General features: G+C 59.1%; 29 protein-coding genes. 14 read left to right on the top strand and 15 right to left on the bottom strand.

What is annotated here, in order from left to right:
* Positions 1–29: 29 nt before the first annotated feature.
* From WMO45_RS09020 to WMO45_RS08980, 9 genes are all read right to left on the bottom strand, one after another.
* Positions 30–1,295 (bottom strand): hypothetical protein, encoded by a 1,266-nt coding sequence (locus WMO45_RS09020; RefSeq protein ID WP_349140337.1) that lies wholly within the window; start codon positions 1,293–1,295, stop codon positions 30–32.
* Complete coding sequence (locus WMO45_RS09015) at positions 1,276–1,764, bottom strand: RNA polymerase sigma factor (protein WP_349140336.1); 489 nt, start codon at positions 1,762–1,764, stop codon at positions 1,276–1,278. The genes WMO45_RS09020 and WMO45_RS09015 overlap by 20 nt, the downstream gene beginning before the upstream one ends.
* A 135-nt stretch (positions 1,765–1,899) precedes the next feature.
* The gene (locus WMO45_RS09010; protein ID WP_349140335.1) at positions 1,900–3,147 is read right to left on the bottom strand and encodes a hypothetical protein; all 1,248 of its coding nucleotides are present in this window, start codon (positions 3,145–3,147) and stop codon (positions 1,900–1,902) included.
* A complete protein-coding gene (locus WMO45_RS09005; RefSeq protein WP_349140334.1) occupies positions 3,128–3,616 on the bottom strand; it encodes an RNA polymerase sigma factor in 489 nt (162 codons plus the stop codon). Before WMO45_RS09005 ends, WMO45_RS09010 begins: the two co-directional genes overlap by 20 nt.
* A gap of 98 nt (positions 3,617–3,714) precedes the next feature.
* Positions 3,715–3,990, bottom strand: a complete 276-nt coding sequence (locus WMO45_RS09000; RefSeq protein WP_349140332.1) for a thioredoxin — start codon at positions 3,988–3,990, stop codon at positions 3,715–3,717.
* Entirely contained in the window at positions 3,987–4,739 is a 753-nt protein-coding gene (locus WMO45_RS08995; protein ID WP_349140331.1) for an XdhC family protein, read from the bottom strand. Before WMO45_RS08995 ends, WMO45_RS09000 begins: the two co-directional genes overlap by 4 nt.
* Positions 4,727–5,530, bottom strand: coding sequence for a selenium-dependent molybdenum cofactor biosynthesis protein YqeB (gene yqeB, locus WMO45_RS08990; protein WP_349140329.1), 804 nt, complete (start codon positions 5,528–5,530; stop codon positions 4,727–4,729). The genes WMO45_RS08995 and yqeB overlap by 13 nt, the downstream gene beginning before the upstream one ends.
* A complete protein-coding gene (yqeC, locus tag WMO45_RS08985) occupies positions 5,518–6,240 on the bottom strand; it encodes a selenium cofactor biosynthesis protein YqeC (protein WP_349140327.1) in 723 nt (240 codons plus the stop codon). The genes yqeB and yqeC overlap by 13 nt, the downstream gene beginning before the upstream one ends.
* 4 nt (positions 6,241–6,244) lie before the next feature.
* The gene (locus WMO45_RS08980; RefSeq protein WP_349140325.1) at positions 6,245–6,802 is read right to left on the bottom strand and encodes a manganese efflux pump MntP; all 558 of its coding nucleotides are present in this window, start codon (positions 6,800–6,802) and stop codon (positions 6,245–6,247) included.
* 109 nt (positions 6,803–6,911) lie between these two features.
* Here WMO45_RS08980 and WMO45_RS08975 point away from each other — a divergent pair, with 109 nt between their 5' ends.
* Positions 6,912–7,355, top strand: coding sequence for a nucleoside deaminase (locus WMO45_RS08975; RefSeq protein WP_349140323.1), 444 nt, complete (start codon positions 6,912–6,914; stop codon positions 7,353–7,355).
* 391 nt (positions 7,356–7,746) lie between these two features.
* On the opposite strand, the gene WMO45_RS08970 is transcribed toward WMO45_RS08975, so the two are convergent.
* The 6 genes from WMO45_RS08970 to WMO45_RS08945 form a co-directional block, all read right to left on the bottom strand.
* A complete protein-coding gene (locus WMO45_RS08970; protein WP_349140321.1) occupies positions 7,747–8,730 on the bottom strand; it encodes an ABC transporter permease in 984 nt (327 codons plus the stop codon).
* The gene (locus WMO45_RS08965; protein ID WP_349140319.1) at positions 8,727–9,836 is read right to left on the bottom strand and encodes an ABC transporter permease; all 1,110 of its coding nucleotides are present in this window, start codon (positions 9,834–9,836) and stop codon (positions 8,727–8,729) included. The genes WMO45_RS08970 and WMO45_RS08965 overlap by 4 nt, the downstream gene beginning before the upstream one ends.
* Positions 9,836–11,410, bottom strand: a complete 1,575-nt coding sequence (locus tag WMO45_RS08960; protein ID WP_435387684.1) for an ABC transporter ATP-binding protein — start codon at positions 11,408–11,410, stop codon at positions 9,836–9,838. Before WMO45_RS08960 ends, WMO45_RS08965 begins: the two co-directional genes overlap by 1 nt.
* Positions 11,411–11,598: 188 nt before the next feature.
* Positions 11,599–12,825 (bottom strand): BMP family ABC transporter substrate-binding protein, encoded by a 1,227-nt coding sequence (locus WMO45_RS08955; RefSeq protein ID WP_349140316.1) that lies wholly within the window; start codon positions 12,823–12,825, stop codon positions 11,599–11,601.
* Positions 12,826–12,917: 92 nt separating this feature from the next.
* Complete coding sequence (locus WMO45_RS08950; RefSeq protein ID WP_349140314.1) at positions 12,918–14,150, bottom strand: BMP family ABC transporter substrate-binding protein; 1,233 nt, start codon at positions 14,148–14,150, stop codon at positions 12,918–12,920.
* Positions 14,151–14,351: 201 nt separating this feature from the next.
* The gene (locus tag WMO45_RS08945) at positions 14,352–14,927 is read right to left on the bottom strand and encodes a xanthine phosphoribosyltransferase (RefSeq protein WP_349140312.1); all 576 of its coding nucleotides are present in this window, start codon (positions 14,925–14,927) and stop codon (positions 14,352–14,354) included.
* A gap of 244 nt (positions 14,928–15,171) precedes the next feature.
* On the opposite strand from WMO45_RS08945, the gene WMO45_RS08940 reads away from it, so the two are divergent.
* The 13 genes from WMO45_RS08940 to WMO45_RS08880 all read left to right on the top strand — a co-directional run bounded on the left by WMO45_RS08940 (position 15,172) and on the right by WMO45_RS08880 (position 26,454).
* Positions 15,172–16,830 (top strand): S-layer homology domain-containing protein, encoded by a 1,659-nt coding sequence (locus tag WMO45_RS08940; protein ID WP_349140310.1) that lies wholly within the window; start codon positions 15,172–15,174, stop codon positions 16,828–16,830.
* A gap of 11 nt (positions 16,831–16,841) precedes the next feature.
* Positions 16,842–17,702: a YitT family protein gene (locus WMO45_RS08935; RefSeq protein WP_349140308.1), complete on the top strand. Its 861-nt coding sequence runs from the start codon at positions 16,842–16,844 to the stop codon at positions 17,700–17,702.
* A 146-nt stretch (positions 17,703–17,848) separates the two neighbouring features.
* A complete protein-coding gene (locus tag WMO45_RS08930) occupies positions 17,849–18,649 on the top strand; it encodes a ParB/RepB/Spo0J family partition protein (protein ID WP_349140306.1) in 801 nt (266 codons plus the stop codon).
* Positions 18,650–18,807: 158 nt separating this feature from the next.
* A complete protein-coding gene (locus WMO45_RS08925) occupies positions 18,808–19,590 on the top strand; it encodes a ParA family protein (protein WP_349140305.1) in 783 nt (260 codons plus the stop codon).
* Between the two features lie 4 nt (positions 19,591–19,594).
* The gene (locus WMO45_RS08920; protein WP_349140303.1) at positions 19,595–20,491 is read left to right on the top strand and encodes a ParB/RepB/Spo0J family partition protein; all 897 of its coding nucleotides are present in this window, start codon (positions 19,595–19,597) and stop codon (positions 20,489–20,491) included.
* Positions 20,488–21,033, top strand: a complete 546-nt coding sequence (locus WMO45_RS08915; RefSeq protein WP_349140302.1) for an SH3 domain-containing protein — start codon at positions 20,488–20,490, stop codon at positions 21,031–21,033. Before WMO45_RS08920 ends, WMO45_RS08915 begins: the two co-directional genes overlap by 4 nt.
* Before the next feature lie 53 nt (positions 21,034–21,086).
* Complete coding sequence (gene serS / locus WMO45_RS08910) at positions 21,087–22,391, top strand: serine--tRNA ligase (RefSeq protein WP_349140301.1); 1,305 nt, start codon at positions 21,087–21,089, stop codon at positions 22,389–22,391.
* 235 nt (positions 22,392–22,626) lie between these two features.
* Positions 22,627–23,055 carry a large conductance mechanosensitive channel protein MscL gene (mscL, locus tag WMO45_RS08905; RefSeq protein WP_349140300.1) on the top strand — a complete coding sequence of 143 codons (429 nt, stop codon included), beginning with the start codon at positions 22,627–22,629 and terminating at the stop codon, positions 23,053–23,055.
* A 75-nt stretch (positions 23,056–23,130) separates the two neighbouring features.
* Positions 23,131–23,493 carry a hypothetical protein gene (locus tag WMO45_RS08900; protein WP_349140299.1) on the top strand — a complete coding sequence of 121 codons (363 nt, stop codon included), beginning with the start codon at positions 23,131–23,133 and terminating at the stop codon, positions 23,491–23,493.
* A 4-nt stretch (positions 23,494–23,497) separates the two neighbouring features.
* A complete protein-coding gene (gene rsmG, locus WMO45_RS08895; protein WP_349140298.1) occupies positions 23,498–24,208 on the top strand; it encodes a 16S rRNA (guanine(527)-N(7))-methyltransferase RsmG in 711 nt (236 codons plus the stop codon).
* 92 nt (positions 24,209–24,300) lie between these two features.
* A complete protein-coding gene (minD, locus tag WMO45_RS08890; RefSeq protein WP_349140297.1) occupies positions 24,301–25,041 on the top strand; it encodes a septum site-determining protein MinD in 741 nt (246 codons plus the stop codon).
* A 44-nt stretch (positions 25,042–25,085) separates the two neighbouring features.
* Positions 25,086–25,502: a methylglyoxal synthase gene (locus WMO45_RS08885; RefSeq protein ID WP_349140296.1), complete on the top strand. Its 417-nt coding sequence runs from the start codon at positions 25,086–25,088 to the stop codon at positions 25,500–25,502.
* A 70-nt stretch (positions 25,503–25,572) separates the two neighbouring features.
* Positions 25,573–26,454: a hypothetical protein gene (locus tag WMO45_RS08880; protein ID WP_349140295.1), complete on the top strand. Its 882-nt coding sequence runs from the start codon at positions 25,573–25,575 to the stop codon at positions 26,452–26,454.
* Positions 26,455–26,575 lie beyond the last annotated feature (121 nt).

Below are 26,575 nucleotides of genomic sequence, written 5' to 3'. Positions count from 1 at the left end.
TCCCGCTGGGAGGCGCCCGGTTTTTCTGTTCAGTCCAGGGGAAAGGTCTCGCCCAAAAGGGTCAGTGCCGTCAGATTCTTTAGGTCTATTGGAGTTTCATAGCTCCAAATGCCGCAGCTCAGTCCGGTATCAGCATTGAAGTTCATATAGTCCAGGGGCACGCCGGCCGTCTCTCCCGCCCGGTCCGTGACCCAGACCGGGAACCAGTTTTTATCCCCATCCCGGAAAAAGACGGCAATGTTCATGCCCGAGACCTCGATGCGCTCCACGTAGAATCCGTCCGCCAGGGTACGGCCCACCTGTATGATTTTCTGTTCCGCTGCCTTCAGCTCCACCGGCAGGGTCCACGTTCCCTCGATGGTCTCCTCCGGGCCCCGGTAGGGACCATACACCCGGATGAACGCGATGTCTGCCACGTCCGCCTGGGTGATCCCTTCAATCAGGCTGTCCACGCCCCTCGCCACGGCGGTCTGAGCTTTGGTGGTCCCTATCTGTTCCCCAGCAGCGTTATAGGGCACCGCCAGCAGAGCATCGTTCGAGTAGCCCTCTGCCAGGGTCAAACGAATGTGGAAGTTTCCTTCCCCGTCAAAGCCCATAGAGGAGATGGACACTACGTCCGTATCCGGGCTGGTCTGTGGGTTTTGGCCCGCCTTTAGCACCACTTCTCCCTCCGCCGTGGTCTCCGTTTCCAGAGGCTTCTCCGGCACTACGGGCTCAAAGCGGCCGTCCCAGAGCATATAATAGGCCGGGTCGATCTCCAACACCTCCAGCTCCACGGGCTGGCTGGTGTCCACGCCCTCTACGCTGGTCTCCATCAGAAGGGTGCCGCTGTCGGCGTCGTAGGAGACCACGTGACTGCCCAGGGCGACCCCACCCAACGTGGTCCCCTTCAGCCAGGCATGCACCCGGGTGTGGTCGTTGAACCGTCCGCCCTTTTGGTCGGTGAGGGTATAGTACACCCTGGCGGTATAGCCGTCGCTGACGGCGCTGAGCAGCTCCAGCCGGATGCCCTGACCGGTGGCAGTCCCCTCTACCTCCCGGGCAAAGGGAGCATAGGGCCCCAGGTGTGCCTCCAGCGTCTGCCACAGGCTGGGCCCGGCAGCCAGGGCCGACACGGCCAGCGCCGCGCACAATACGACGGTGGCCACCGCCCGGCGGCCCGGCCGATAATGGGTCGGTTCCCGGGTCTCCGGCAGGCCCTGCTTGGCCTGCTCCACCATCCAGCGCAGGCGGGCCATCTGCTCCGGATTGGGCCCTATGGCGTTCAGCTCCTGTTTATATTCCTGCTTCCACATCGCCCGCTCCCCCTTTCAGCATCTGACTCAGCAACAGCCTGCCCCGCCGCAGCCAAGTGCGCACAGTGGCCTCCTTCTTTCCCATTACCCGGGCAATCTGGGCGGTGGTCAGCTCCTCATAGTAGTAAAGGTGCACCGGCACCCGGTACTTCTCCGGCAGCGCCAGCACTGCCTCCAACACGCCACATTCCGCCGGTTCCGGGGCGGACAAGTCCTCGCTGAGGGGCAAATCGTGCCGCCGCCATGGCGTCCGGTACAGGTCCGCTACGCACCCCAGGGCCACGTGGATCAGCCAGGCTTTGGCGTGCTCCTCGCTCTCCAGCACCGGGCGGCGGCGCACCAGGCGCAGAAAGGTCTCCTGCATCACGTCCTCCGCATCGGCCCGGCTGCCCGTGCGGGCAAACGCCAGGCGATACACCGCCGGACCATACCGTCCGGCCAGATCCCCCGGATCGTACTCCAAAGCCATCGTCTCATCCCCTTTCTGCCCTTTATCCGCAGCAGCAGGCAAAAATGTTTCACTGTTTCTTCTTTTTATTTGTAATGTAATTCTACTTTACAGCATTTTCCCGTTTTGTCGAAGCCGTTGGAACGGAGGCGAGCCTCAGCCTAGGGCGATGGGAGTCCCACCGACGGTAATGTAGTCAATGGTCTCCAGCGTGATGGGCTCATCAAATCGCCAGACCTCCCAGCGCGTCCCGTCCCGGTCCTGGGTCGCCATCAGGCTCACCGACTGCAACGCAGCGCCATCCTTGCAGAATACCTCCACCGGTTGTATTTGCTCCAGAGGTTCTGCGGCATCTCCTACCACCGTTACCCCTAGGCAGGAGATACGTACCTCCCGCGCATAGCCGTCCGTCTGATTGGGATCCAGGGCGATTACCCGCTCACGGGCCCGCTCCAGTTCCAGTGGAAGGACCCATTCTCCCCGCAGCGCAGGCTCGCCCGAGGAGCAGGACGCATTGACCGCCAGAGTATGGACTTCGGACAACTGCTCAGGGCCGATCTCTTCCAGCACACACTCCCAGCCGTCCTCCAGCGCCAGTGTGCGGCAGCTACTCAGCGGTGTACCGTCCCGGTCCATAGGGATCACTGTCATTCCCTCGCATTGCCGGTCTGAGTCCCACCGCAGCCGGACATGGAGACAGCCGTCCCGGCCAAACCCTATGGAGCTGATGCTGTAATCCGGAGCGTCCGGGTTCGTCTGTGGATTCTGGCCGGGCAGAAGCACCTCTTCCAGTCCATCCCCGGTGCTCTCCAGTGTCTGTGTCGTTTCAGGCGGCGCAAACAGCGTCTCCTCCTCCCAGTGTTCCGCAGGGTCAATACTGGTAAGCACCAGTTCCAGCCCATCCTTGGGCAGCTCCTCCGTGTCCTGCTCCAGCTCCAGCAGCAGAGTGTGGCTCTCCTCCTCCCATTCCAAGGTGTGGCAGGAGACTGCGATCTCGTCCTCCGCATCGTTGCGCAGCCGGGCACGTACGGTGGTATGGTCATTGAGCCGGTCGCCCTCCAGATCTGTCAGGGTCGCATAGACCCGGAACCCGGCACCGTCGGCAATACCGCTTTGCAGCTCAACACGGATGCCCTGCTCCACCGCAGTGCCCTCCATAGGCTGAACATAAGGTGCAAAGCCGCCCAGATGCTGTTCCAGCTGCGCCCACAGCGTGGGACCAGCCGCCAGGGCGGACACAGCCAGCACGGCGCACAACCCCACCGCTGCCACGGCCCGCCGCCGCCCCTGCCAACTGCGGCGCGGCGGAAGCTTGTCAGCCTCCAGCAAAGCATTCAGCCGCTCCAGCGCTGCCTGACCGGGCATAAGGCCATCCATTTCCCGCCTATAGTCGTTCTGAAACATTGTCGTCCTCCTCCAGATATTGCCGCAGCAATGCCCGAGCCCGGAACAGCCGGGACTTTACCGTACCCTCACTCTTGCCCAGTATGGAAGCGATCTCTGCTATGCTCAGTTCCTCATAGTAATACAGATGCACTACGATACGGTACTTGGGTGGCAGTGCCAGCACCGCTTCCACCACGCCCCCTTCCTCCCGCTCGGGAGCAGGCAGCGTATCGGGCAGCGGCTGTTCTCTCCGCCGCCGGGAGAGCCGAAACAGATCATTGGTGCAGTTGATTGCCACACGCAGCAACCAGGCTTTGGCATGCTCCTGACTGTCAAAGTCCGGTCGGGCACGCAGCAGGCGGACAAAAACCTCCTGCATCACGTCCTCCGCGTCGATCTGACTGCCCGTGCGGGCATAGGCCAGGCGGAAGATGGTCTTGGCATACTGCCGGGCCAGTTCCGCCGGGTCGTTCCACGCTTGGTTCAACTCCGCCCCCTCCTTTCTCTTTCTTATACGCTCCAGAAGGCGGTTTGGTTTCCTGTTTCAGACAAAAAAGCCGCCGGGCGGCTGCCCGGCGGCTTTTTTTACACGTTTATGGTCTCTTCCGCGGCGGCGCGGAACACCGCTTCCACATCCGCTTTCTCCGCGTGCCCCTCGTGGAGCTTAACGCCGTCCACATAATAACAGGGGACATAGTAGTAATCAAAGGTGTCCGCATAGGCGGCCTCCGCCGCCTCATCCACCACCCGTAGGGGGATTTCCCTCCACTGAGGGTGCTCCTCCAACAACTCCTGCTGATAGCGCAGGGCCAGCCGGCAGTGGGGACAATTCTTCAGCACAAACAGCTGGATCGGTTTCATCGCTGCACCTCAAATTCCACGTCGATCTTCCCGCCGCACACCATGCCCAGCTCCTCGGCGGCGTGGGACAGATCGTAGTGTTTGCGCATCCGGGTCCCGCCATTCATCCACAGCTCCACAGCCTGCTGCTGGGCCAGATATTCCACCTCGCCGCCGCCGATGGTGCCCTCACAGGAGCCATCCGGATGCACCAGCATCCAGGTTCCCACACCTCGGGGGGCGGAACCATGTTTTTCTACAATGGTGCACAGTACTCCCGGCCCCTTCGGCGGAGGAACTGCGCCGGGCCCCAGAGCGGCCCGCACCTGGATGAGCTGGGCGGCGATGGCCACAGCGATCTCCGCCGGGCTCTGGGCTCCGATATCCAGACCGATGGGAGAGTACACTCCGTCCAGCACCTGCTGGTCAAAGCCCTCCTCCCGCAGGGACTTCATAACGGTGGCCACCTTGGTCTTGCTGCCGATCATGCCTGCGTAGGCGTACTGGCCCCGCAGCACGTGCTCCAGGCAGTCCCGGTCGTGGGCATGGCCCCGGCTGAGGATGACATAGTAGTCGCTGCTCCGGCTGCCCAGCTGGTCCAAAGCCTCCAGGAAGGGCATGCACAGCACTTCCCGTGCCATAGGGAAGCGCTCCCGGTTTGCAAAGTCCGCCCGGTCATCGATGACAAAGAGTTCAAAGTCCAGCCGCTGGGCGATCCAGGCCACCTGCAGGGATACGTGGCCGCCGCCGCACAGGATCAGTCGCTCCATATGCCCGCTCTCCTTCCGAAATATAAAAGTCCTTCCAATACGCCCCCGGCAATGGCCCGGGCCTTGTCCGACACGGTAAAGCAGTGGCGCACCTCACAGCGGGGATCGATGTCCCCCGCTTTCATCCCGGCGGTGACCTCCAATCCCGCCGGGAGCATTCCCCGGACAATACCGGTAATCTGGGCAGCTACCTCAGCCGTACCCACCCGGGCCACCACCTCGCCCTGCTCCACCTTCTGGCCGATCCGGGCCACCGGCTCGAATACGCCGCTGGCCGGAGCGCGGATGATGCGTCCCTCGGTGCAGCCGCCCACCTCACCGGGCACCCCGGTGTTGGGCATGGCCGCGCCCTGGGTGATAAGACGGCCCAGATCGTGGCCCCGCATGGTCTCGATCACCCCATGGCAGTCTACCCCGGCGGTAAACCCCGGCCCCAGGGCCAACACGACGGGGGCATCCGTAATGGCGGTACCCAGGTTGCGTTTGGCCATAACGGCATCCACCACCGCATCGAAGGGCATGTCCCTCAATACATGAGCCTCCGGATCACATAATACAGGGACCTCTCCCCGCTGCAGCACCAGCCGGGCCTCTCCGGCATCGGCCGCCCGGCAGGCCTGTACCCCTTCCACCAGGGCGCCGCCGTCGTACATGCACTGGCTGAAAGCCACCGTACGGCGTACGGCAGTGGGCCGGGCCAGGTCGGTCATGACCACCCGGAACCCCGCCCGGTGCAGCCGCACCGCGGTGCCGGTAGCCAGATCGCCCGCACCTTTGATCAAAATAAGCATCGTCCGCCTCGCTCCTCTTCCGTATAATAGGTAATGGCGCTCTGGATTCCCTGCTGGGCCAGCAGCGCACGAATCTGCCGGGCGTAATCCGCCCGCTGGGGCTCTTCCGTCTTGTTGAGCAGACAGCGGAAGGCCATCTCCTCCGCCACTCCTTTACGCCCTCCCTGGGGGCTGGCTAAAATCTCCGCCACATCCCAGGGGGTAATGAGGTCGGTGAGCTGCCGGTGGAGCAGTGCGCACACCAGCTCCGGCCGGTGGCATACCTCTCCGATGGATTCGCCTACGCTGTCCATACCGGCCACTGCCACCACCGCCCGGGCCTCAGGTGGAATAACCGGCTCATGGGCAGCGGGCACCTTCAGCGGCCGTGTACGGGCTCCGTCGGCCTCCACCACTACTACATCCGCCGCCGCCAGGCAGGGGGCAAGCGCCTCGGTCCCGGTGAGCTTACCCTCTTTCCCTATCCAGCCCACGGTAATGACGCCGCGGCGCTCCAGCAGGGCCCGCAGGCGGTTGGGGTCCGCCTCGTCTGTACAGAGCAGCCCTGGATGGGGCAGGATGTGAGTGGTGGTGGTGATGATCACCGTCCTTCCCGCGTCCCTGGCCTGCCGCGCCAGGGCGTAGAGAGTGGATGACTTACCTCCCGCACCCACCAGGGCCACCACCCGGTGGCGGTCCATATCCAGCGCCAGCGTTTCCCAGATGCCCATATGCTCAGCCTCCCATCAGATGCTCCAGCAAAATCTTTACGCCGATACCGATGAGCACCAGGCCGCCAGCCAGCTCCGCCCGGCGCTGGAACAGCCGCCCCAGCCGCCGGCCCGCCAGGCCGCCCACCACCGACAGAACAAAGGCCACCACGCCAATTACTGCGGCAGAGAGCAAAACATCCACCCGCATAAAAGCCATGGACACCCCCACAGCCAGCGCGTCAATACTGGTGGCAATGGCCAGCAGGCACAGCCGCCGGGCAGACAGGTCAGCCGGTGCCTCATCCTCCTCTCCGCCGCGCAGCGCCTCCCAGGCCATTTTCCCACCGATGGCAGCCAGCAGGGCGAAGGCCACCCAGTGGTCCACCGCCTGTATGTACTGGCTCACGCCCGCGCCCAGCACCCAGCCGATCAACGGCATGGCAAACTGAAACGCACCGAACCACAGACCCATCTTGACCGCCTGGCGTCCGCCGAAACCGGGGATGGAAATTCCGCTGGAAACCGAGACGGCAAAGGCATCCAAGGCCAGACTGACGGCAATGAGGAAAATCTCAATCAACTGTAATCACCTGTCACACAAAATTCAAATAAGCTGAAACAAATTATAGCATACGCACACAGGATATGCTATAACAAATAGAGAGATACCAACGAGACAGGAGGTCTTCATGGATCACGAATGCTATATGCGTCAGGCACTGGAGCTGGCCCGTCAGGCTATGGCTGAGGGCGAAGTGCCCGTGGGGTGCGTCATCGTCCGGGACGGCGTAGTGGTGGGACAGGGCCGCAACCGGCGGGAAACCGGGTACACCGCTTTGGGCCACGCAGAGATTGAAGCCATCCACCAGGCCTGTCAGACCCTGGGGGGCTGGCGGCTGGCCGGGTGCTCTCTCTACGTCACGCTGGAGCCCTGCCCCATGTGTGCCGGCGCTATTATCAACGCCCGTATTCCCGCTCTTTACTATGGAGCCAAGGACGACAAGGCCGGCTGCTGCGGGTCGGTCCTCAACCTCTTTGAAGAGCGTTTTAATCACCATCCCCGGATCTACAGCGGCATTCTTGGACAGGAGTGCGCCCAACTGCTCCAGAATTTTTTTCTAAATTTGCGCTGATTTAATTCTTTTGTAACAAACAGCGCTAGGTTTGTTAACATCCCTTTGCTATTATCATTTCCAGCAAGAGACAATGCTTCTTTTCATTCTATCCTCCAATCATAAGAAACGGGCAGCGGGTGAGCTCCGCTGCCCTGTTTCTTTGACCTCAACTTTACATAATATCCGAGATATTTAAAACTTCTGTAACACAACCTGTTTTATTCGTTAACATTTCTCGGTTATCATAACACTTGCAAGAGACAGTTTCTTTTCATTTCATTCATTGTATCCTCTTTCCTTCGACAGGGGCCGGACGTCAGGAGCAGGCGTCCGGTCCCCGTCGTTCTCTGCCCATTAAAAAGCCCTGGAACCAGATGGTTCCAGGGCTTTTGCAATTTACCGCAGGAGCTTACCGCTCCTCCCGGAAGTAGGCCAATCCCAGACTGGCCGGGGGCTGCTGCTCCCGATTGTTGCGCAGAGAAGTAAGCACCAGCACCACCACCGTTACCACGTAGGGCAGGATTTTGTAGAGCTGGGTGGGGAAAAAGGGCAGTACCAAGCGCAGATAGAGGATCATCAGTCCGCCGAAGAGTACCGATCCCCACAGGGCGCGGTAGGGGCTCCACAGGCAGAAGATGACCAGCGCCACGGCCAGCCAGCCCTCGCCGGACAGTCCTTCATGGTTCCACACGCAGCCGGCGGTGGTCATGATATACACCATGCCGCCCACAGCGGACAAGCCGCCCCCGATGATGGTGGAAAGGTACTTGTATCGAGTCACCGGGATACCGGCGGCATCGGCGGTGGCGGGAGACTCGCCCACCGCACGCAGATAGAGGCCTGAGCGGCTGCGATTGAGGTAAAGTCCCATTACCACCGCCACCACGATGGCCAGATAGACAAAGATGTTGTAGCTGAACACCAGCTGGCCCACCACAGGGATGTCCTGAAGGGCCTTGGGGAAGGGAGAATTCTGGAAGTAGCCCTTCAGCTCGTTGCTGACGGCCACAAAGCCCCCCTCCTTCACCCGCATCAGCTCGCCTACATACTGGCCCACGCCGGTGCCGAAGATTGCCAGGGCCAGACCGGTGACATTCTGGTTGGCCCGGAGGGTAATGGTAAGAAACGCGTAGATGAGTGCACCCAGGGCACCGGCGGCAAAGGCTGCCAGGATGGCCAGCACCACGGCCAGGGGACCGGACACCGCCGTACCCACGGCCTTTTCATAGTAGAACGCCGCGCCCAGACCCAGGGCGCCGCCCATGAACATCATGCCTTCCACGCCCAGGTTCAGGTTGCCGGATTTCTCCGACAAAATTTCACCCACGGTGCCGAAGAGCAGGGGCGCGCCGGTGATAACAGCGGCAGTGATCAGCGCAATAACCGGATTCATTCCCCTACCTCCTTCTGGTTCTTCCGGCTGCTGTGGGAGAAAATGAGCCGGTAGTTGATAAAGAATTCACACCCCAGCATGAAGAACAGCAGCACGCCGGTGATGACGTCCGAGATGGAAGCGGGTACCTGCATCTTGGTCTGCAGCGTATCCGCGCCCTTCTGGAGCACCGCCAGCATAGCAGAGATGCCCACCATGGCAAAGGGATTAAGCTGGGCCAGCCAGGCCACGGTAATGGCGGTAAAGCCCACTCCGGCGGCCACGCCGTCGTACAGCGTGTTGTTGGCGCCCGACACCAGCATGAAGCCCACGATGCCCGAAATAGCGCCCGAGAGGAACATGGTACGCATGATGATGAAGGGCACATTCATACCGGCATAGCGGGCGGTGTTCTCGCTCTCGCCCACCACGGCGATCTCGTAGCCCTGCTTGGTGTACTTCATGTACCAGAACATGACGAACACCAGCACCAGAACAATGATCCATCCGCAGTACACCCCCGCCACTTTGGGCAGGCAGGCGTTGGCCTCAAACTGGGCGATCTGCTGGCTGCCCCGGGGCATCTTTTCCCAGGGGCCGCCCTGCAGGTACTTGACAAAGCCGATGATGATGTAGTTCATCATCAGGGTGAACAGAGTCTCGTTAGTTCCCCAGCGGGCCTTGAAAAAGGCAGGAATGAGCGCCCAGATACCACCGCCGATGGCGCCGGCCACAAACATGAGCAGCAGCAGAGGGACCTGGGGCAGCTTATCTGCCCAGTACAGGGCAAAGTAGGTGGCGCACATGGCGCCGGCGGTAATCTGTCCCTCAGCGCCGATGTTCCAAAAACGCATTTTAAAGCAAGGGGCGATGGCCAGAGCCGTACCCAGCAGAGGAATGAAGTTTTTCACCGTCTGCCGGATGGCACTGGTCTTGCCCAGCGAGCCGGTGAGGATGGTGGCATACCCCTCCAGGGGGTTGTTGCCCGAAAGGAGCATCACCAGCCCCCCCACCACCAGAGCCAGCAGGATCGCGGCAATCCGGATGGCCCATTGGGCGCCGGGATTCATGTGCTCCCGCTTGGCCAGCCGGACCAGTGGGGTCCGGTGGGATGATGTGTTGTGCATCACGCGTTCTCCTTTCCGCCGCCCACGCGGGTCATGTACAGGCCAATCTCTTCCTTGGTGGCCGTACGGCCGTCCACGATACCGGAGACCTTGCCGCCGCACAGCACCAGGATGCGGTCACACAGCTCCAGCAGCACATCCAGATCCTCGCCTACCAGCACCACAGCCACACCCTTCATCTTCTGCTGGTTGAGCAGATGGTAAATGGTGTAGGAGGAGTTGATGTCCAGACCGCGCACCGGATAGGCGGTCATAAGTACGGTGGGGTTGGAGTCGATCTCGCGGCCCACCAGCACTTTCTGTACGTTGCCGCCGGACAGGCGGCGCACCGGGGTAGCCACCCCAGGGGTGACGATCTCCAGCTCCTGAATCAGGCGCTGAGCCAGAGCCTTGGGGGATTTGCGGTCCACCATGGGTCCGGGGTGGGCTTTGTAGGTCTTGAGCATCATGTTGTCTACCATGTTCATGCTGCCCACCAGGCCCATGCCCAAGCGGTCCTCCGGTACAAAGGCCAGGTTGACCCCGATCTTCTGGATCTGGCTGGGGGTCTTGCCCAGCAGCTCTTCCCCGTTGCGGTCCACCGGCACATGCTGGCCGGCAATCTCGCTGTTGGGGTGGGGCGGATAGTAAAGCACACTGCCCTTCTCTGTCCCCTGAAGCCCGGCCACCGCCTCCAGCAGTTCCTTCTGGCCGGAGCCGGCAATACCGGCAATGCCCAGGATTTCCCCGCCGAAGGCCTGGAAACTCACGCTGTCCAGCGTGCAGACCCCTTCCGGGCTGCGGCAGGTCAGATCCTTTACCTCCAGGCGCAGATCCCGGTACTTGGCCTCAGGCCGGTCGATGTTCAGACTCACCGCCCGGCCCACCATCATCTCAGTGAGGGCCTGGGGATCGGTGTCGGCGGTATTGACCGTTCCGATGTACTTGCCCTTGCGCAGCACCGCCACCTGGTCGGAGATCTCCATTACCTCGTGGAGCTTGTGGGTGATGATGACGATGGCCTTCCCGTCGGCCTTCATGTTGCGCAGCACGGCAAAGAGCTTGTCGGTCTCCTGAGGGGTAAGCACCGCAGTGGGCTCGTCCAGGATCAGGATATCGGCCCCCCGATAGAGCACCTTGACGATCTCCACCGTCTGCTTCTCCGATACGGACATGTCATAGACCTTTTTGTTGGGATCGATGTCAAATCCATAACGCTCGCTGATCTCCCGCACTTTGGCGGCCACAGCCTTTTTGTCAAACTTGCCCTTTTCGTCCAGACCCAGCACGATGTTCTCCGCGGCGGTAAACACGTCCACCAGCTTAAAGTGCTGGTGGATCATGCCGATCCCCAGATCAAAGGCGTCCTTGGGAGAGCGGATGGTGACTTCCCGTCCTCCTACATAAATGTGCCCTGCGTCCGGGAAGTAGATGCCGGAGATCATGTTCATCAGCGTGGTCTTACCGCTGCCGTTCTCTCCCAGCAGGGAGAGGATCTCGCCCCGCTTCACCTCCAGGTCGATGCCGTCGTTGGCCACCACGGTCCCAAACCGTTTGGTGATGCCCTGGAGCCGAATGGCGCTTACATTCTCCAAGCCACTCATCCTTTCTCTGTCGCTGTAACCGTTGTCTCACGGTTGGATTATAGCAAATTTCCCCTCTCCCGTAAATCGACCAACGGGAAAAAAGATGGAAAATCTCCCGTTTCCCGGGAAACTCCTTACGCAAAATGCCCGTCCGGCCGGACGGGCATTTTGCACGCGGGAGGCGTGCCTCTTCAGGCTTACTCCACAGTGATGCCGTCAATGACCCAGCAGAACTGGGGGGCGGACAGGCCGCCGCTGGCCACATCGGACTCCACATAGTGCTCACCCTCGGCCAGGCTCCAGGCGCTGCCGTCAAAGGTGTTGGTGCCGGTCATAGGACCAGTGAAGACATACATGCCGCCGGCCAGATCTTCCTCGGCTTTGGCAATAGCCTCGGCAGTGCCGGGGGCAGCCACGGCCTCGTTCAGGGTGGTCATGGTCACAGCACCGGAAGCAATGTCATTCGACCAGTCCTGGGCAATCTCCTCGCCGTTGGCGATGCAGGTGATGGCGTACTCCATGTAGATGGACCAGTCCACACGAGTGGAGATGATGGCGGACTCGGGAGCTACGGAGGTAACGTCGGCGGTATAACCCACATAGTAGGCGCCGTTGGACTGAGCGGTGGTGGCGGCGGCGGAGCCGTCGGTGTAGTTGGAGATGACCTTGCAGCCCTCATCGCACAGAGCCTGGGCGGCGTTGGCTTCCTCGGTCAGGTTGCCCCAGGAGTTGATGTACTTGACCTTCACGCCCACGGTGGGACACACGCTCTTGGCGCCCAGGTAGAGGGAGGTCAGCATGGACAGAGGCTCGGGATAGGGGAAGGAGGAAACGTAGCCGATGTAAGCGTTGTCCTCGGTAAGAGTACCATCCTCAATGAGCTGATTGAGCTTCATGCCAGCGGCCACGCCCGCCACATAGCTGCCCTGGTGGAGCTTGGCAAAGGCGTTGTGGGTGTTATCCAGGTCATCCACGGCGGACTGCTGGTTGGTGCAGGAGACAAACTGGACCTCCGGATAGTCGGGAGCCACCTTCAGCATGAAGTCCTCCAGGCCATAGGAGTTATTGATGATGAGCTGGCAGCCCTCGTCGGCCAGTTCGATGTTGGCGTCCTCGGCGGTGGAGTCCTCACCGATGTTGTACTTGATGACCCACTCCACATTGATGCCGTCCTCAGCCAGCTTCTCGGTGGCCAGCTTGGTGGACTCGATGAAGTTGTAGGTGTAGCCCTGGTCGTTCTCATCGCCGTTGCAGATGAGGCCCACCTTCACGGTCTTGCCCTCGGCGGGGGTGGTCTCCTCGCTGGCGGCAGGGGTGGTCTCGGTACCAGCGGGGGTGGTCTCGCCGGCGTCGCTGCTGCCGCAGGAGGTCAGCGCAAAGGTCATGGCGCCCGCCAGCAGCAGGCTCAGCAGTCTCTTCTTCATTGGAATGCACTCTCTTTCTTTTTCAATTATGGTTTTAAACAAGCGCTGAGAGGAGGACCTTGCGGTCCTCCTCCCGGCACGCTGTGCAGGGATTACTCCTCGGTAATGCCGTCAATGATCCAGGCAAACTGAGGCGCGGACAGGCCGCCCTCCTGGCTCAGGTCGGACTCGGCAAAATACTCGCCCTCGCCGATGCTCCAGGTTACGCTGGGATCCCAGTGGTCATGACCGGACAGGGGGCCGGCAAAGACGTGCATACCACCGGCCAGGTCGGACTCGGCCTTCTCAATGGCCTCCTGGGTGCCGGGGGCGGCAATGGCTTCGTTCAGCTGAGTGAGCACCACAGCGCCGTCGGCCATGTTGTCGGTCCAGTCCTGATCAAAGTTCTCGCCGTTGGCCACAGCGGAGATGGCGTATTCCATGTACACAGACCAGTCAATGCGGGTGGAAATGAGGCTTGCCTCGGGAGCCACGCCGGTCATATCGTTGTTGTAACCGCAGTGGAAGGCGCCGGCCTCCTGGGCTGCGGTGGCGGGGGTGGTATTATCGGAGTGCTGGGAGATGAGCACGCAGCCCTCGTCACACAGAGCACGGGCGGCATTGGCCTCCTCCGTGGCATCCGACCAGGAGTTGACGTACTTGACCTTCATGGTCACACTGGGGCACACGCTCTTGGCGCCCAGATAGAACGCAGTAAAGCCGGAGATAACCTCAGCGTAGGGGAAAGCGCCCACATAACCGATAACGGCCTCGTCAGCGGTAATGGTACCCTCGTCAATGAGCTGCTGGACCTTCATACCAGCCACCACGCCGGCCAGGTAGCGGCCCTCATAGATGTTGGCAAAGGCGTTGTGGGTGTTATCCAGGCTGTCCACGGCAGACTGCTGATTGGTGCAGGCCACAAACTGGATCTCGGGGTAGTCGGCGGCCACCTTCAGCATATAGTCCTCAAAGCCGTAAGAGGTGTTGAAGATGAGCTGGCAGCCCTCGTCGGCCAGTTCGATGTTGGCATCCTCGCAGGTGGAGTCCTCACCGATGTTGTACTTGACCACCCACTCCACGTTGATCCCCTCGGCCGCCAGGGCCTCGGTAGCAGCCTCCTGGCCGCGGATGAAGTTATAGGTGTAGCCCTGGTCATTCTCGTCACCGATGCAGATCATGCCTACCTTGACGGTCTTGGTCTCGCCGGCGGGAGCAGTTTCGCCGGTAGCGGCAGTCTCATCGGCGGGCGTGGTTTCGCCGGTGTTGTCGCTGGTGTTGCCGCAGGAAGCCAGAGTAAACGTCATGGCGCCCGCCAGGAGCAGTGCAAGCAGTCTTTTCTTCATGTCAGTTCCTCCTTGTATCATACAAAATTGTTGTTACAGCAAGGTACTTCTATTCAAAACGGCTGCCTGAGAGGGGAAATGTCTCCCCTTGCTCACAGACGGGCGCCATGGGCGCATTGTCTTTCTCATCCGCTCATCACGGAGGGTATCCTCCGCCTGCGGCAGCCGGTCTCGCTTTGTTTGCTCAGATATTACGTACGCTCAGTCGCAGAACTCCACACCGTGTTCCACGCTCATATCCTTGATGCGGGCCAGAGATTCCACCCGTACACCCATGCCGCGGATCAGATCGCCGCCGGGCTGGAAGGCCTTCTCCACCGCGATGCCGGCGCCCACCAGGGTGGCGCCCGCGTCCTGCACCAGCTTGATCAGCCCCTGCAGGGCGCTGCCATTGGCCAGGAAATCGTCAATGATGAGCACCCGGTCCTCCGGACGCAGGAACTCCTTGGACACAATGATATCATATACCTTCCCGTGGGTGAAGGACTCCACCTTGGAGGTGTACACATCCCCGTCGATGTTGCGGCTCTTGCTCTTCTTGGCAAAAATCACAGGGCAATCAAAAAACTGCGCAGCCACACACGCGATCCCGATCCCCGATGCCTCGATGGTCAAAATCTTAGTGACTCCGCAGTCTCCATACAGGCGCAAAAACTCCTTTCCCATCTCCAGAAACAGTCTGATGTCCATCTGATGGTTCAGAAAGCTGTCCACCTTGAGCACGCCGCCCTCGCGAATTTTTCCGTCGGTGCGGATGCGCTCCTCCAGCAGCTTCATACCCCCGCCTCCTCGTTCACAAAAAATTCATTTCTATTGTATCTAATTTTACAGACCAGTGCAACCGACCATATTCTATCAAAAATCGTCTCTTTCGTCACCTGTTTTTAGAAATTTTATACGGAGCGTGGTCAAATTTTCCTTTTCCAGGGGCAGAGGCGGTTGGGATTGTGCTTTTTTTCGTTTTTTGATACAATAGCGGCAGACTGGAAGCAGTTGTTTTTATACAAAGGAGGTCTTTCCGATGAAACGTCAATTGTGCGCGGCGGCGCTGGCCACGGCGCTGCTACTGTGTGCCTCCCCCATCTCTCCCACTGCTCAGGCCGCCTTTTCCGACACGGAGGGCAGCTGGGCCGCCGAGATCATCGACAAGGTGGAATCCTATGGGCTGATGGAGGGCTATACCGATGGTACCTTTGGAGTCGGCAAGGACATTACCCGCGGGGAATTCGTCACCATTCTGTGCCGCATGTTCGATTGGGATCTGGTGACGCCCCAGGCTCCGTCTTACATCGACTGCGCTGCCTCCAAGTGGTGCTACTCCTATGTGGAAACCGCCCGGGCCCACAACGTGATGGATCCCTCCGGCGCGTTCCGCCCCGATGACTACATCAGCCGGGAAGAGATGGCCATTATGCTGGTGCGGGCTCTGGGATATGACACTCTGGCCCAGGATCTGGGGGAACTCAGCCTTCCCTTTGACGACGTGGAGCGCAACCAGGGGTACATCGCGATTGCCTATGATATCGGCATGATTACCGGAGTGGCAGGGCCTGACGGTTCACTGAAGTTTCTGCCCACCACCTCCGCCAAGCGTGAGGAAGCCGCGGCCATGCTGGTGCGGGTGTATGAACGCTATACCTCCAGGGTAGAATGGCTGCATGGATTTTACGCGTTCTCTTCCTATTCCCAGATCGCCCTGACCCGGGAAATGGACGCCGTCAGCTTGGGCTGGGCCCGGATGGAGTATACTGCGGATGGTCCAACCCTCAACTCCACCTCCTCCGGCGGCAACGAATGGGTAAAACCCTCCGACTCCACGCTCGCCACCAGCTACTTTGAGCAGAACCAGGTCCCCTATAACCTAAATGTATATGCCTCTGCCGCCGACTCCATCACCCTGTCCGACGGTACCACCACCTCCACCGTGGCCGCCGTGGTATCCACCCCTCAGGCCCGGACTCAGGCAGTCAACGCGCTGGTGGATGCCGCGTCGGACTACGCAGGGCTCACCATAGATTTTGAGGCTTTGAAAGGGGATACCCTCAAAGCCGACTACGTCACCTTTATGGAAGAGCTGCGCACGGCTCTGCCGGAGAATAAAACGCTGTATGTCTGCGTCCAGCCCGACACCTGGTATACCGGCTTTGACTACCATGGGCTGGGCGAGGTGTGTGACAAGGTGATCCTCATGGCCCACGACTATCAGTGGACCTCCATCCCCACCTCTTATCTGGGCACCGCCAACACCGATTCCCCCGTCACCCCCTTCCCCCAGATCTACGAGGCTCTGCGGGACATTACCGATCCCGTCACCGGTGTGTCCGACGTGAGCAAGGTGGCCCTGGCTATTTCCTTCGGCACTGCCGGCTTCCACATTGACGCCGATGGCCGGCTGCTGGACACCACCATTTATCACCCCGCGCAGGACACCCTTACCGCCCGCCTGGCTCAGGCGGATACCCAAGTGACTTACAGCGAACACTACCGCAACCCCTATGCCATCTATACCACAGAGGACGGAGAGCGCTACAAGGTCTGGTATGAAAACGAGCAGAGCGTACTGGATAAGATTGAACTGGCCCGGATGTTCGGCATCACCGGCGTGTCCCTCTGGCGGCTTGGAAATATCCCAACCGCAACGGGGTATGACGTTTGGAGCGCCGTGGAAAGCGCCCGCTGAGGAGGATCATTATGAAAAAGCTGGTGGGTAAAGACCTGCTCCAGGATGTGCTGCTGATGACCTTGGGCACTGCGTTGGTGTCCATCGGTGTATACTTCTTCAAGTTTCCCAACAACTTCTCCATGGGCGGCGTATCCGGTATGGCGGTCCTGTTGGGTAAGCTTATCCCACAGCTGTCCCCATCCACCTTCAACTCCATCATCAACCTGTTGTTTCTGGTGCTGGGCTTTCTGCTGCTGGACAAGGGGTTTGGATTTCGGACCGTATACTGTTCCCTGCTTTACGCGGGGCTGGTGCAGCTGTTTGAGGTCATTTGCCCATTGAACGGCCCTCTTACCGACCAGCTGATGCTGGAGCTGCTCTTCGCTGTCATCCTCCCCGCCATCGGTTCGGCCATTCTCTTTAATATTGGTGCCTCCTCCGGCGGTACCGACATTGCCGCCATGATCCTGAAAAAGTACTCTGGCATGGACGTTGGCCGGGCGCTGCTGGTCTCCGACGTAGCCATTGCCGCCGCCGCTCTGGTGGTATTCAATGTGCAGTCTGGCCTGTGTTCCCTGCTTGGCCTTGCCCTCAAGTCGGTGCTGGTGGACAGCGCCATCGAGTCGTTCAACCGCCGCAAGGCCTTTTTCGTCATTACGTCCCACCCTGAGCAGGTGTGTGACTACGTCACCCACACCCTGGTCCGGGGCGCCACCGTGTGGCAGGCCCAGGGCGCATACACCCATGAAATTCATCATGTCGTGCTCACCGTTCTCTCCCGCGGCCAGGCAGTGATGCTCCGCCGCCACCTTAAGGAGATGGATCCCCACGCATTCCTGATTGTGGCCAACTCCAGTGAGATTTTTGGTAAAGGGTTTTTGAGAGCCTAATTTTTAAAACCACCGGCTTTTTAAAAAGCCGGTGGTTTCCTTTTATTGGAAAATATTTCCCAGCCTCCTGCCTTCGACCAACTTTGCGGAAAAATATGGTAATCTATACTTGTCCCACTTGTTGATCCACAAAGGAGGTCTGACCGATGTCCCTGTTGCGCCGTAAAGGTCTGTTTGAACAAAATAAAGTGTTGTTTCTCCCCGTCTCCGCCCTTTCTCCCAATCCCGACCAACCCCGGACCCACTTTTCCCGGGAAGGATTGGAGGAGCTGGCCGCCAGTATCAAGGAACACGGCGTGCTTCAGCCTCTGTCGGTCCGGCGGGCAAACGGCGGATATGAGCTGGTTTCAGGCGAACGCCGTCTACGGGCCGCCCGGATGGCGGGGCTTTCTGAGGTCCCCTGTATTGTGGTGAGTGTAGACAGTGAAGGTTCCTCCCTGCTGGCTCTGGTGGAAAATCTTCAGCGGCGGGACCTGGATTTTGTGGAAGAGGCCACCGCCCTGGCCAAACTGATTCAGCTCTACCACCTCTCGCAAGAGGAGGCTGCCAAACGCATCGGCAAATCCCAGTCCGCCGTGGCCAACAAACTGCGGCTGCTTCGTCTGGCGCCCGATGCCCTTGCTCTGCTGCGCACCCATGGCTGTACCGAGCGGCATGCCCGCGCCCTGCTGCGGTTGGAACAGCCGGAGCTGCAATGCTCCGCCGCTGCGTTTGTGGTAGAGCACGGTCTTACCGTAGCCCAAACGGAGGAATACGTAGAGTCTCTGTTAATGCCTCCGGTCAAAAAATCCTCCAACAAACCTACCTTTCTTATTAAAGATGTCCGCTTGTTTCTGAATACTGTGACCCGTGGGCTATCCCTGATGAAGCGGGCAGGCGTCAATGCCAACTGTAAACGTCAGGAGACCAATGACTCCATTTTACTTACCATTACGATCCCAAAATAAGACCCTCCCCTCCCCCCATACCGGATGGGCGTGGAACGTTTCACGTGAAACATTCCGCGCCCATCCGGTTTTTCGGCTTTTTTGGTTGAATTACGTCTACCAGCGCTATATAATAAAGACTGACCGTTTTGGGACCAATCAAAGAAGGCAGGTTTGTTATGGCAAAAACCATTGCAATCGTGAATCAAAAGGGTGGGGTAGGTAAAACTACCACCTGTGTTAACCTGGCCGCTTCTCTGAAGCGTCTGGGCTGCCGGGTATTGGTGTGTGACTTTGATCCCCAGGCCAACACCACTTCCGGCTTTGGTGTGGACAAGACCAGTTCCCCCAACATCTACGATGTTTTGCTCAATGGAACGGAAACCAGCCGGGCGATCTTGTCCACCACTTACGGTGACGTGCTCCCCTCCAGCAAGGGATTAGCCGGCGCCACCATTGAAATGATCGCTCTCGATCGGCGGGAATACCGTCTGCGCGAAGCTTTGGAACAGGTAGCGGAGCAGTATGATTATATTTTCATCGACTGTCCTCCTTCCCTGGAATTGCTTACCCTCAACGCTCTGTGCGCGGCTGATACCGTACTGGTTCCCGTACAATGTGAGTACTATGCTCTGGAAGGACTCAGCGATCTGTTGTCTACCATCCGCATTGTCAAGCGTTCCCTGAACCCGGCCATTGCGCTGGAGGGCGTGGTGCTTACAATGTATGATGGACGCACCAATCTGTCTATGCAGGTGGCTGAAGAAGTCAAACGCCACTTCCCCGGCCAGGTGTACGCTACTGTCATTCCCCGTAACGTACGCCTGTCAGAGGCGCCCAGTTACGGGAAACCCGTCTGCGCCTACGATCCCTATTCCCGGGGAGCTGAGGCATACGACGCTCTGGCGCAGGAACTGATGGAACAAAATCAGCCCGCTGCAGCGGCGGGCGGAAAGGATTGATACCATGGCATTGGAACGCGGTCTGGGCAAGGGTCTAGGCGCACTGCTGGGCGATGCGGCGCTCCAGTCTCAAGAGGGCGGTTCCCTCTCTCTCCCTATATCCAAGGTAGAGCCCGGCCTGAAACAACCCCGCAAACGCTTTGATGAGGAATCACTCCATGACTTGGCCGACTCGATTCGGATGCACGGAGTGATCCAGCCTCTGACCGTCCGTCGTCTCTCCTCGGGATACTACCAAATCATTGCCGGAGAGCGCCGCTGGCGGGCCGCCAAATTGGCCGGCTTAAGTGAAATTCCCGCCGTTATCATTGAGGCCGACGACCGCAAGGTCATGGAATTGGGCCTTATTGAAAATCTCCAGCGGGAGGACTTAAATCCCATTGAAGAGGCCAACGGCTATAAAGTTCTAATTGACGAATATGGCCTGACCCAAGAAGAAGTGTCCCAGCGGGTGGGCAAATCCCGCCCTGCTGTGGCCAATGCACTGCGGCTGCTGGCTCTGCCCGATCCGGTGCATCAACTGCTGGAAGAAGGCAAGCTCTCAGCTGGTCACGCCCGGGCTCTGCTGTCGGTGCCCAGTGGTGAACTGCAGAAGAAGCTGGCCCAGAAAATCATTGCCGAGGACCTGAGTGTCCGCCAGACTGAAGCTCTTGCCAAGCGTCTGGCCGCCGGTGAGGCCGCCGCCGCTCAGCCCGCCGCCTCCACCGGTCCGGACCTGTCCATCTATCTGCGGGACGCGGAAAAAACGCTGGCCACTCGATTTGGCCGTAAAGTTCACATCGTCAACGGCAAAAAGAAAGGGAAAATTGAACTGGAATACTATAACACTGAGGATCTGAATACCCTCCTTGAGCTGCTGGAGCAGCTCCCATCCACTGGGAAGGGAGGGAATCTTTCATGAGTACGGAACCGGAAAAGCAGGAGCCCGGCCATTTACAGCACGCGGCCGAGCATGAACGTCCACCTCATAAGCACAATTCTGTGCTGTTTTATCTGGTCATCCTTTTTGCAGCAGCTTTTCTGCTGCTGCTGATGTCCTTTCTGATGCAGCAGCGTACCAACCAGGAGGCTCTGGACAATCTGCAGGAGACTTCCAACTCCGCAGTGGAATCGCTGGAAAACAAGCTGAAGGAAAATGAGACCCTGAAGCAGGAAAACCAGGAGCTGAAGGATCAGCTGGCAGACCTCCAGGAACAGGTCGATACCCTGGAGCAGACCAATGAACAGCTCTCTGATGAATTGGAAAACAGCAGTCTGGCTATGCAGTGGTTTTGGCAGATTGATGACTACTACGCTCGTGGTTATTACACCAAAGCCCGGGAATTGATCGAAACATTTGAAGAGCAGGGTCTGCAACAGTATCTGCCCACGGAAAACACCACTGGCACCGACCGCTTCTCCCCCGCTCAGCGCTATGAGGAGATTAAAGAAGCGCTGGACTAATGTTTCACGTGAAACCAAACAAGATCAAATAACAATTATGAGGTGAATACACCATGTTGGATATCAAGTTTGTCCGAGAGAATCCTGAGGCCGTCAAGGAAAACATCAAAAAGAAATTCCAGGATGCAAAGCTTCCTTTGGTGGATGAAGTCATTGCCCTGGACCTGGAAAACCGCAAGACCATCCAGGAGGCACAGGACCTGCGGGCCGCCCGCAACAGCAAATCCAAGCAGGTGGGCATGCTTATGGGTCAGGCCAAAAAGGATCCCTCCAAGCTGGCCGAGGCCGAAGCTCTGAAGGCTGAAGTCAAGGCAGATGCCGACCGTCTGGCCTATTTGGAGGGCCGTGAGACCGAGCTGGCCGAGCAGATCCGCCACATTATGCTCCAGATCCCCAACATCATTGATCCCTCTGTGCCCATTGGTCCCGATGACTCCTGCAACGTGGAAGTCCAGCGCTTCGGTGAGCCCGTAGTACCCGACTTTGAGATCCCCTATCACACCCAGATCATGGAGTCCTTTGACGGCATCGACATGGATTCTGCCGGCCGTGTCTCCGGCTCCGGTTTTTACTACCTGATGGGTGATATTGCCCGCCTCCATGAGGCGGTCCTGGCCTACGCCCGGGACTTTATGATGGATAAGGGCTTTACCTTCTGTATCCCCCCCTTCATGATCCACGGCAACGTGGTGGAGGGTGTCATGTCCCAGACCGAAATGGACGCCATGATGTACAAGATCGAGGGCGAGGATCTGTACCTTATCGGTACCAGCGAGCACTCCATGATCGGCAAGTTTATTGACCAGATCATCCCCGAGAACAAGCTGCCCCAGACCCTTACCTCCTACTCCCCCTGTTTCCGCAAGGAGAAGGGCGCCCACGGCATTGAGGAGCGCGGCGTATACCGCATCCACCAGTTTGAGAAGCAGGAGATGGTGGTGGTCTGCAAGCCCGAAGACTCCATGAAGTGGTATGAGCAGATGTGGCGCTACTCGGTGGAGCTCTTCCGCTCCCTGGATATCCCCGTCCGTCAGCTGGAGTGCTGCTCCGGCGACCTGGCCGATTTGAAAGTCAAATCCTGCGACATTGAAGCCTGGTCTCCCCGCCAGCAGAAGTATTTTGAGGTGTGCTCCTGCTCCAACCTGGGCGACGCCCAGGCCCGCCGCCTGAAAATGCGGGTTAAGGGTGAGAAGGGCATGTACCTGCCCCACACCCTGAACAACACCGTAGTGGCGCCTCCCCGTATGCTCATCGCCTTCCTGGAGAACAATCTTCAGGCCGACGGCAGCGTAAAGATCCCCGCTCCTCTGCGTCCTTACATGGGCGGCAAGGAAGTTCTGATTCCCAAAGAGGCTTAATGGGAAGCAGCTTTTGTTGCTTCTGCTCCCGACTGTGCTGCTGCTGGGCGGTTGTGCCACCCAGCAGCAGCACCGGAGGCGACCATCTCTCAGGAGATGATTGATATCATCCATGAGAAATATGAACTAGAGCCTCCCCCCTCCCCTTCTTCTCCCATCACCCAGGGTGACTGGGGTGTTAGTATTAAAACATCCCCATCTGTGGAGGTATAAACCAAGCGATAAAGGAGTATCCATGTCTGCAAAAGAGAAAACCACCGGCTTTCTGGCCGAGTTTCGCAAATTCATTGCACGGGGCAATGTGATGGACCTGGCCGTCGGCGTCATCATCGGCGGAGCGTTCCAATCCATTGTCAACTCGCTGGTCAATGACATTATCAACCCCATCCTTGGCATCTTTGCCGGAGAAAACCAGGCTCTGGGCGGTCTGGCTTTTGATTTGCCCGGCGGTGGCCAGCTGATGCTGGGCAGTTTCCTCAACGCCGTGATCAACTTTTTCCTCATGGCATTTGTGGTCTTCCTGCTGGTGAAAGGCCTGAACACCTTCCATCGTAAGAAGGAGGCTGCCCCTGCCGCTCCCCCCAAGCCCTCTGCAGAAGAGCTACTGCTTACCGAGATCCGTGATTTGCTGCGGGAGCAGCGCGGCGGGGATGCTGAAAAGTAATGCCCCATACAGGCATAAAATTCCTGAATCTGGAATTTAAAAGGTGCCCTGAAACGAACCAGAAGGAGCAAACTTATGTCCCAAACCGAACACAAACCCGACCCCTCCCGTGAGGAATCACCTCAAGAACCGGTCACCTATGCCTCCCCCAAAAAGCGGGTGTTGGCCTGGGTCGGAGTTGTATATATGCTGGCCTTTGTGGGGTTGAACATCTACCCCTTTTTTACCGGCGGACGCTATCTCAACGGTGTTGCACCGCTGCTGTTCTGTCCAGGTGCAGCGGGCCTGCTCGTCCTGTCTGTGATGGACCTGCGGGATCCGGACTGTATCCCTTCCCGAAAGGCCTGCATGGCGCTGCTGGCCATAGCGTGCGTAGTGATCTTTATCGCGGGGCTGGTATTGGGGATTCCTCCCCTGCTGGCCGGACTGGGAGGTTGAGACAATGAAAGAGCGCATTGCCCAAGGTCTTACCGCTCTGGGCCTCACCCCGCCGCCCCAGGCGGCAGAGCAGCTGGCTGAATACGGTCGGCTGCTGTTGGAGCAAAACCAGGTCATGAATTTGACCGCCATCACGCAACCCGATCAGGTGGCCGATCTGCACTTTCTGGACTGCGCCGCGCTGTTGACCATGGGCGAGGATTTCCGATGCAAGCGGCTTATCGATGTGGGTACCGGGGCGGGTTTTCCTGGCCTGCCTCTGAAGATTCTGGAGCCCACCCTGGAGCTTACCCTGCTGGACAGTTTGGGCAAACGAGTATCCTGGCTGGAGCGCATCAGCGGCCAGCTTGGACTGGAGCAGGTCACCTGTCTGCATGCCCGGGCCGAAGAACAGGCCCTGGAACCGGATTACCGGGACAGCTTTGACTACGCCACCTCTCGGGCCGTGGCTTCTCTGGAATTGCTGTGTGAGTTATGTTTGCCCTATGTGAAAGTGGGAGGCAAATTTCTGGCCATGAAGAGCGTGGACAGCGGTGAGGAAGTAAACCGGGCTGCCCGGGGTATCTCCATCCTGGGCGGACGGCTGCTCCCCGCTTTCGATTACGAAATCCCCGGTACCGGCGTGCGGCACCGGGTCGTAGCGGTGGAAAAAGTCTCCCCCACCCCAAAGGGTTATCCCAGGCGCTGGGCAAAAATGCAAAAAGCGCCCCTTTAAATTGTATTTCCGCCCCATTTGGCGCAAAAAAATGATTGCTTCCCTGTCGGAAGTGTGATATGTTATTTAGTGTTGAGAAACAGGAGGTAACTATGTCCACTGCAATTGTGATCACCTCTGGAAAGGGCGGCACGGGAAAAACCTCCCTGACCGGCGGTGTGGCCTCCTGTCTGGCCGCGCTGGGGCGCCAGGTTTTGTGCATTGATATGGACATCGGCTTGCGCAACCTGGATCTGACCCTGGGAATGAGCGACCGGGCGCTGATGGATTTTACCGATGTGCTTTCCGGCCGCTGTACGCTGGAGCGGGCCGCTGTATCCCATCCGGTGATTCAGGGGCTGAGCCTCATCACCGCGCCGGTACGTCTGCCACAGGAACCGCTGAGTGAACAGGCCATGCGGGAGCTCATCCGGCAGGCCAAGCAGCGATATGACTATATTTTGATGGATTCCCCCGCCGGTTTGGGGGAAGGGTTCCGGCTGGCCTGCTGTGGGGCTGACCGGGTCGTGGTGGTCTCCACCACCGATGCCTCTGCTCTGCGGGATGCCCAGCGCACGGTGACCATCCTGCGGGAGGAGTTGCCCCGTATTCATCTGGTGGTCAACCGGGTACAGCCCAAGCTGCTGCGCCGCCTGCACACCACCATTGACGACGCCATGGATGCCGCCGGCCTTCCCCTGCTGGGTGTCGTCCCGGAAGATCCGCAGGTCATGCTGTGCGCCAACCAGGGCCAGCCCCTGATCGTCCGCACCAGCCGGGGAGCCGCCATTGCCTATCTGAACATTGCCCGGCGTCTGCTGGGACAGCGGGTACCGGTGATGAAGCTGCGTTGATCTTTTACCTTTGTCCTTATGTTAGAGAAAAGAGGTAGCACAAAATGAACATCGCGTTGATGAGCCACGATCACAAAAAAGAGCTGATGGTACAGTTCTGTATCGCCTATTGCGGCATTCTGTCCAAGCATACGATCTGCGCCACCAACACGACAGGACGTCTGGTCTCGGAGGCCACCGGCCTGCCGGTACAGCTGTTCCTCTCCCATGAGCATGGCGGCAGCCAGCAGATCGGCGCCCGCATTGCCTACAATGAGATTGACATGGTGCTCTTTTTCTCCGATCCTCAGTCCAATGACCTGGATGCCGATCTGAAATACATCACTCAGCTGTGCGATCAGTATAACATCCCCATTGCCACCAATGTGGCCACGGCGGAAATGCTGATCCACGGTCTGGAGCGGGGCGATCTGGACTGGCGCGACATTATCAACCCCAAAACCAAGCCTTTTACGGCATAATCCTTCCCTTTTGATCTGAACAGCGGGCGGCCCCGGAGGCTGCCCGCTGTTTTTTGAAAGGAGAACCGCTATGAAACGCACCCACATCCTGGTTGGTACAGCGGGAGCTGCAACGCTGGTGCTGTTGGTCGTACTGTTGGTGCAGTCCTTTTCTCTGCGCACGCAGATCGAACAGCTGCGCAGTGACGTGGACCGGACATACCAGCAAAATCAATCCCTGGAGCAGACGGTGAACCGCCTGCAAAGCGAGCTGAAAAGCCAGCTGAAACAGCAAGGCAGCCTGTTTGCCCAATCAGAAGCAACACTGCGCTACGACGGCGGACAGCTGAAGCTGGAGGTCTCCGTCCTGCCGAAAGAGGTGCGGGAAGGAGAGCTGATTACCCTCACCGCGGGGACCGCCTCCACCGCTATGGTCCAACAGCCTGACGGGAGCTACCGGGCCAGCCTTACCCTGCCACTGAGCCAGGAGGAAGTAACCCCTACCGTTACCCTTCGCTCCGCTGCTGGCGTGCGGCAGGAGGTACTGGATTCCCTCTGGACCGGCGATGTGCTGGAAGTCTCCGGTACCTCGGCCTACGGTCAAACCGGCGGAGGTCTGAGCGTCTACCTGGGCCTGGAACCGGACGGAACCCTCTCCGTACCCGGCGACGTGGAAACACTCACCCTGCGTGTACTGGACGGCGACGGCAATGAGCTTGGGCTGGCAACTATGGTCCCCTCCGATCCCCCGGAAAGCGAACCTTTGACCGAAGAAGGCCTGTTCTGGTATGCCGCCGATGTGAGCGCCTACACACAAGGCGAGCACTCCAGTCTCTCTTTCTGGGCCGAACTGAGCCTGGACGGCGGTCTCACCCTGTATGACCTTAATCCGATCGTCACCTGGTCCCAGCACCCCGGCAGCAGCTCCGGAACCTCCGGAAGCTGTTCCCTGCGGCCCCAAGTGCAAGAATAGGTTGACTTTTTCCCGTTTTTGGGATAATATCGTAAGGCAAAAACCGCACTGACGGGGCAAGTACCGCCCACACCGCCGCAGCAGAGAAGGACGCCACCGGCTGAAAGCGTCCGCGGCAGGC

Origin of the sequence: Flavonifractor hominis (assembly GCF_040095835.1) — a bacterium.
In the GTDB taxonomy this organism is placed as follows: Bacteria; Bacillota; Clostridia; order Oscillospirales; family Oscillospiraceae; genus Flavonifractor; species Flavonifractor hominis.
Note: the sequence above shows the minus strand (reverse complement) of the source record. Positions and strands in the feature narration are given on the sequence as shown.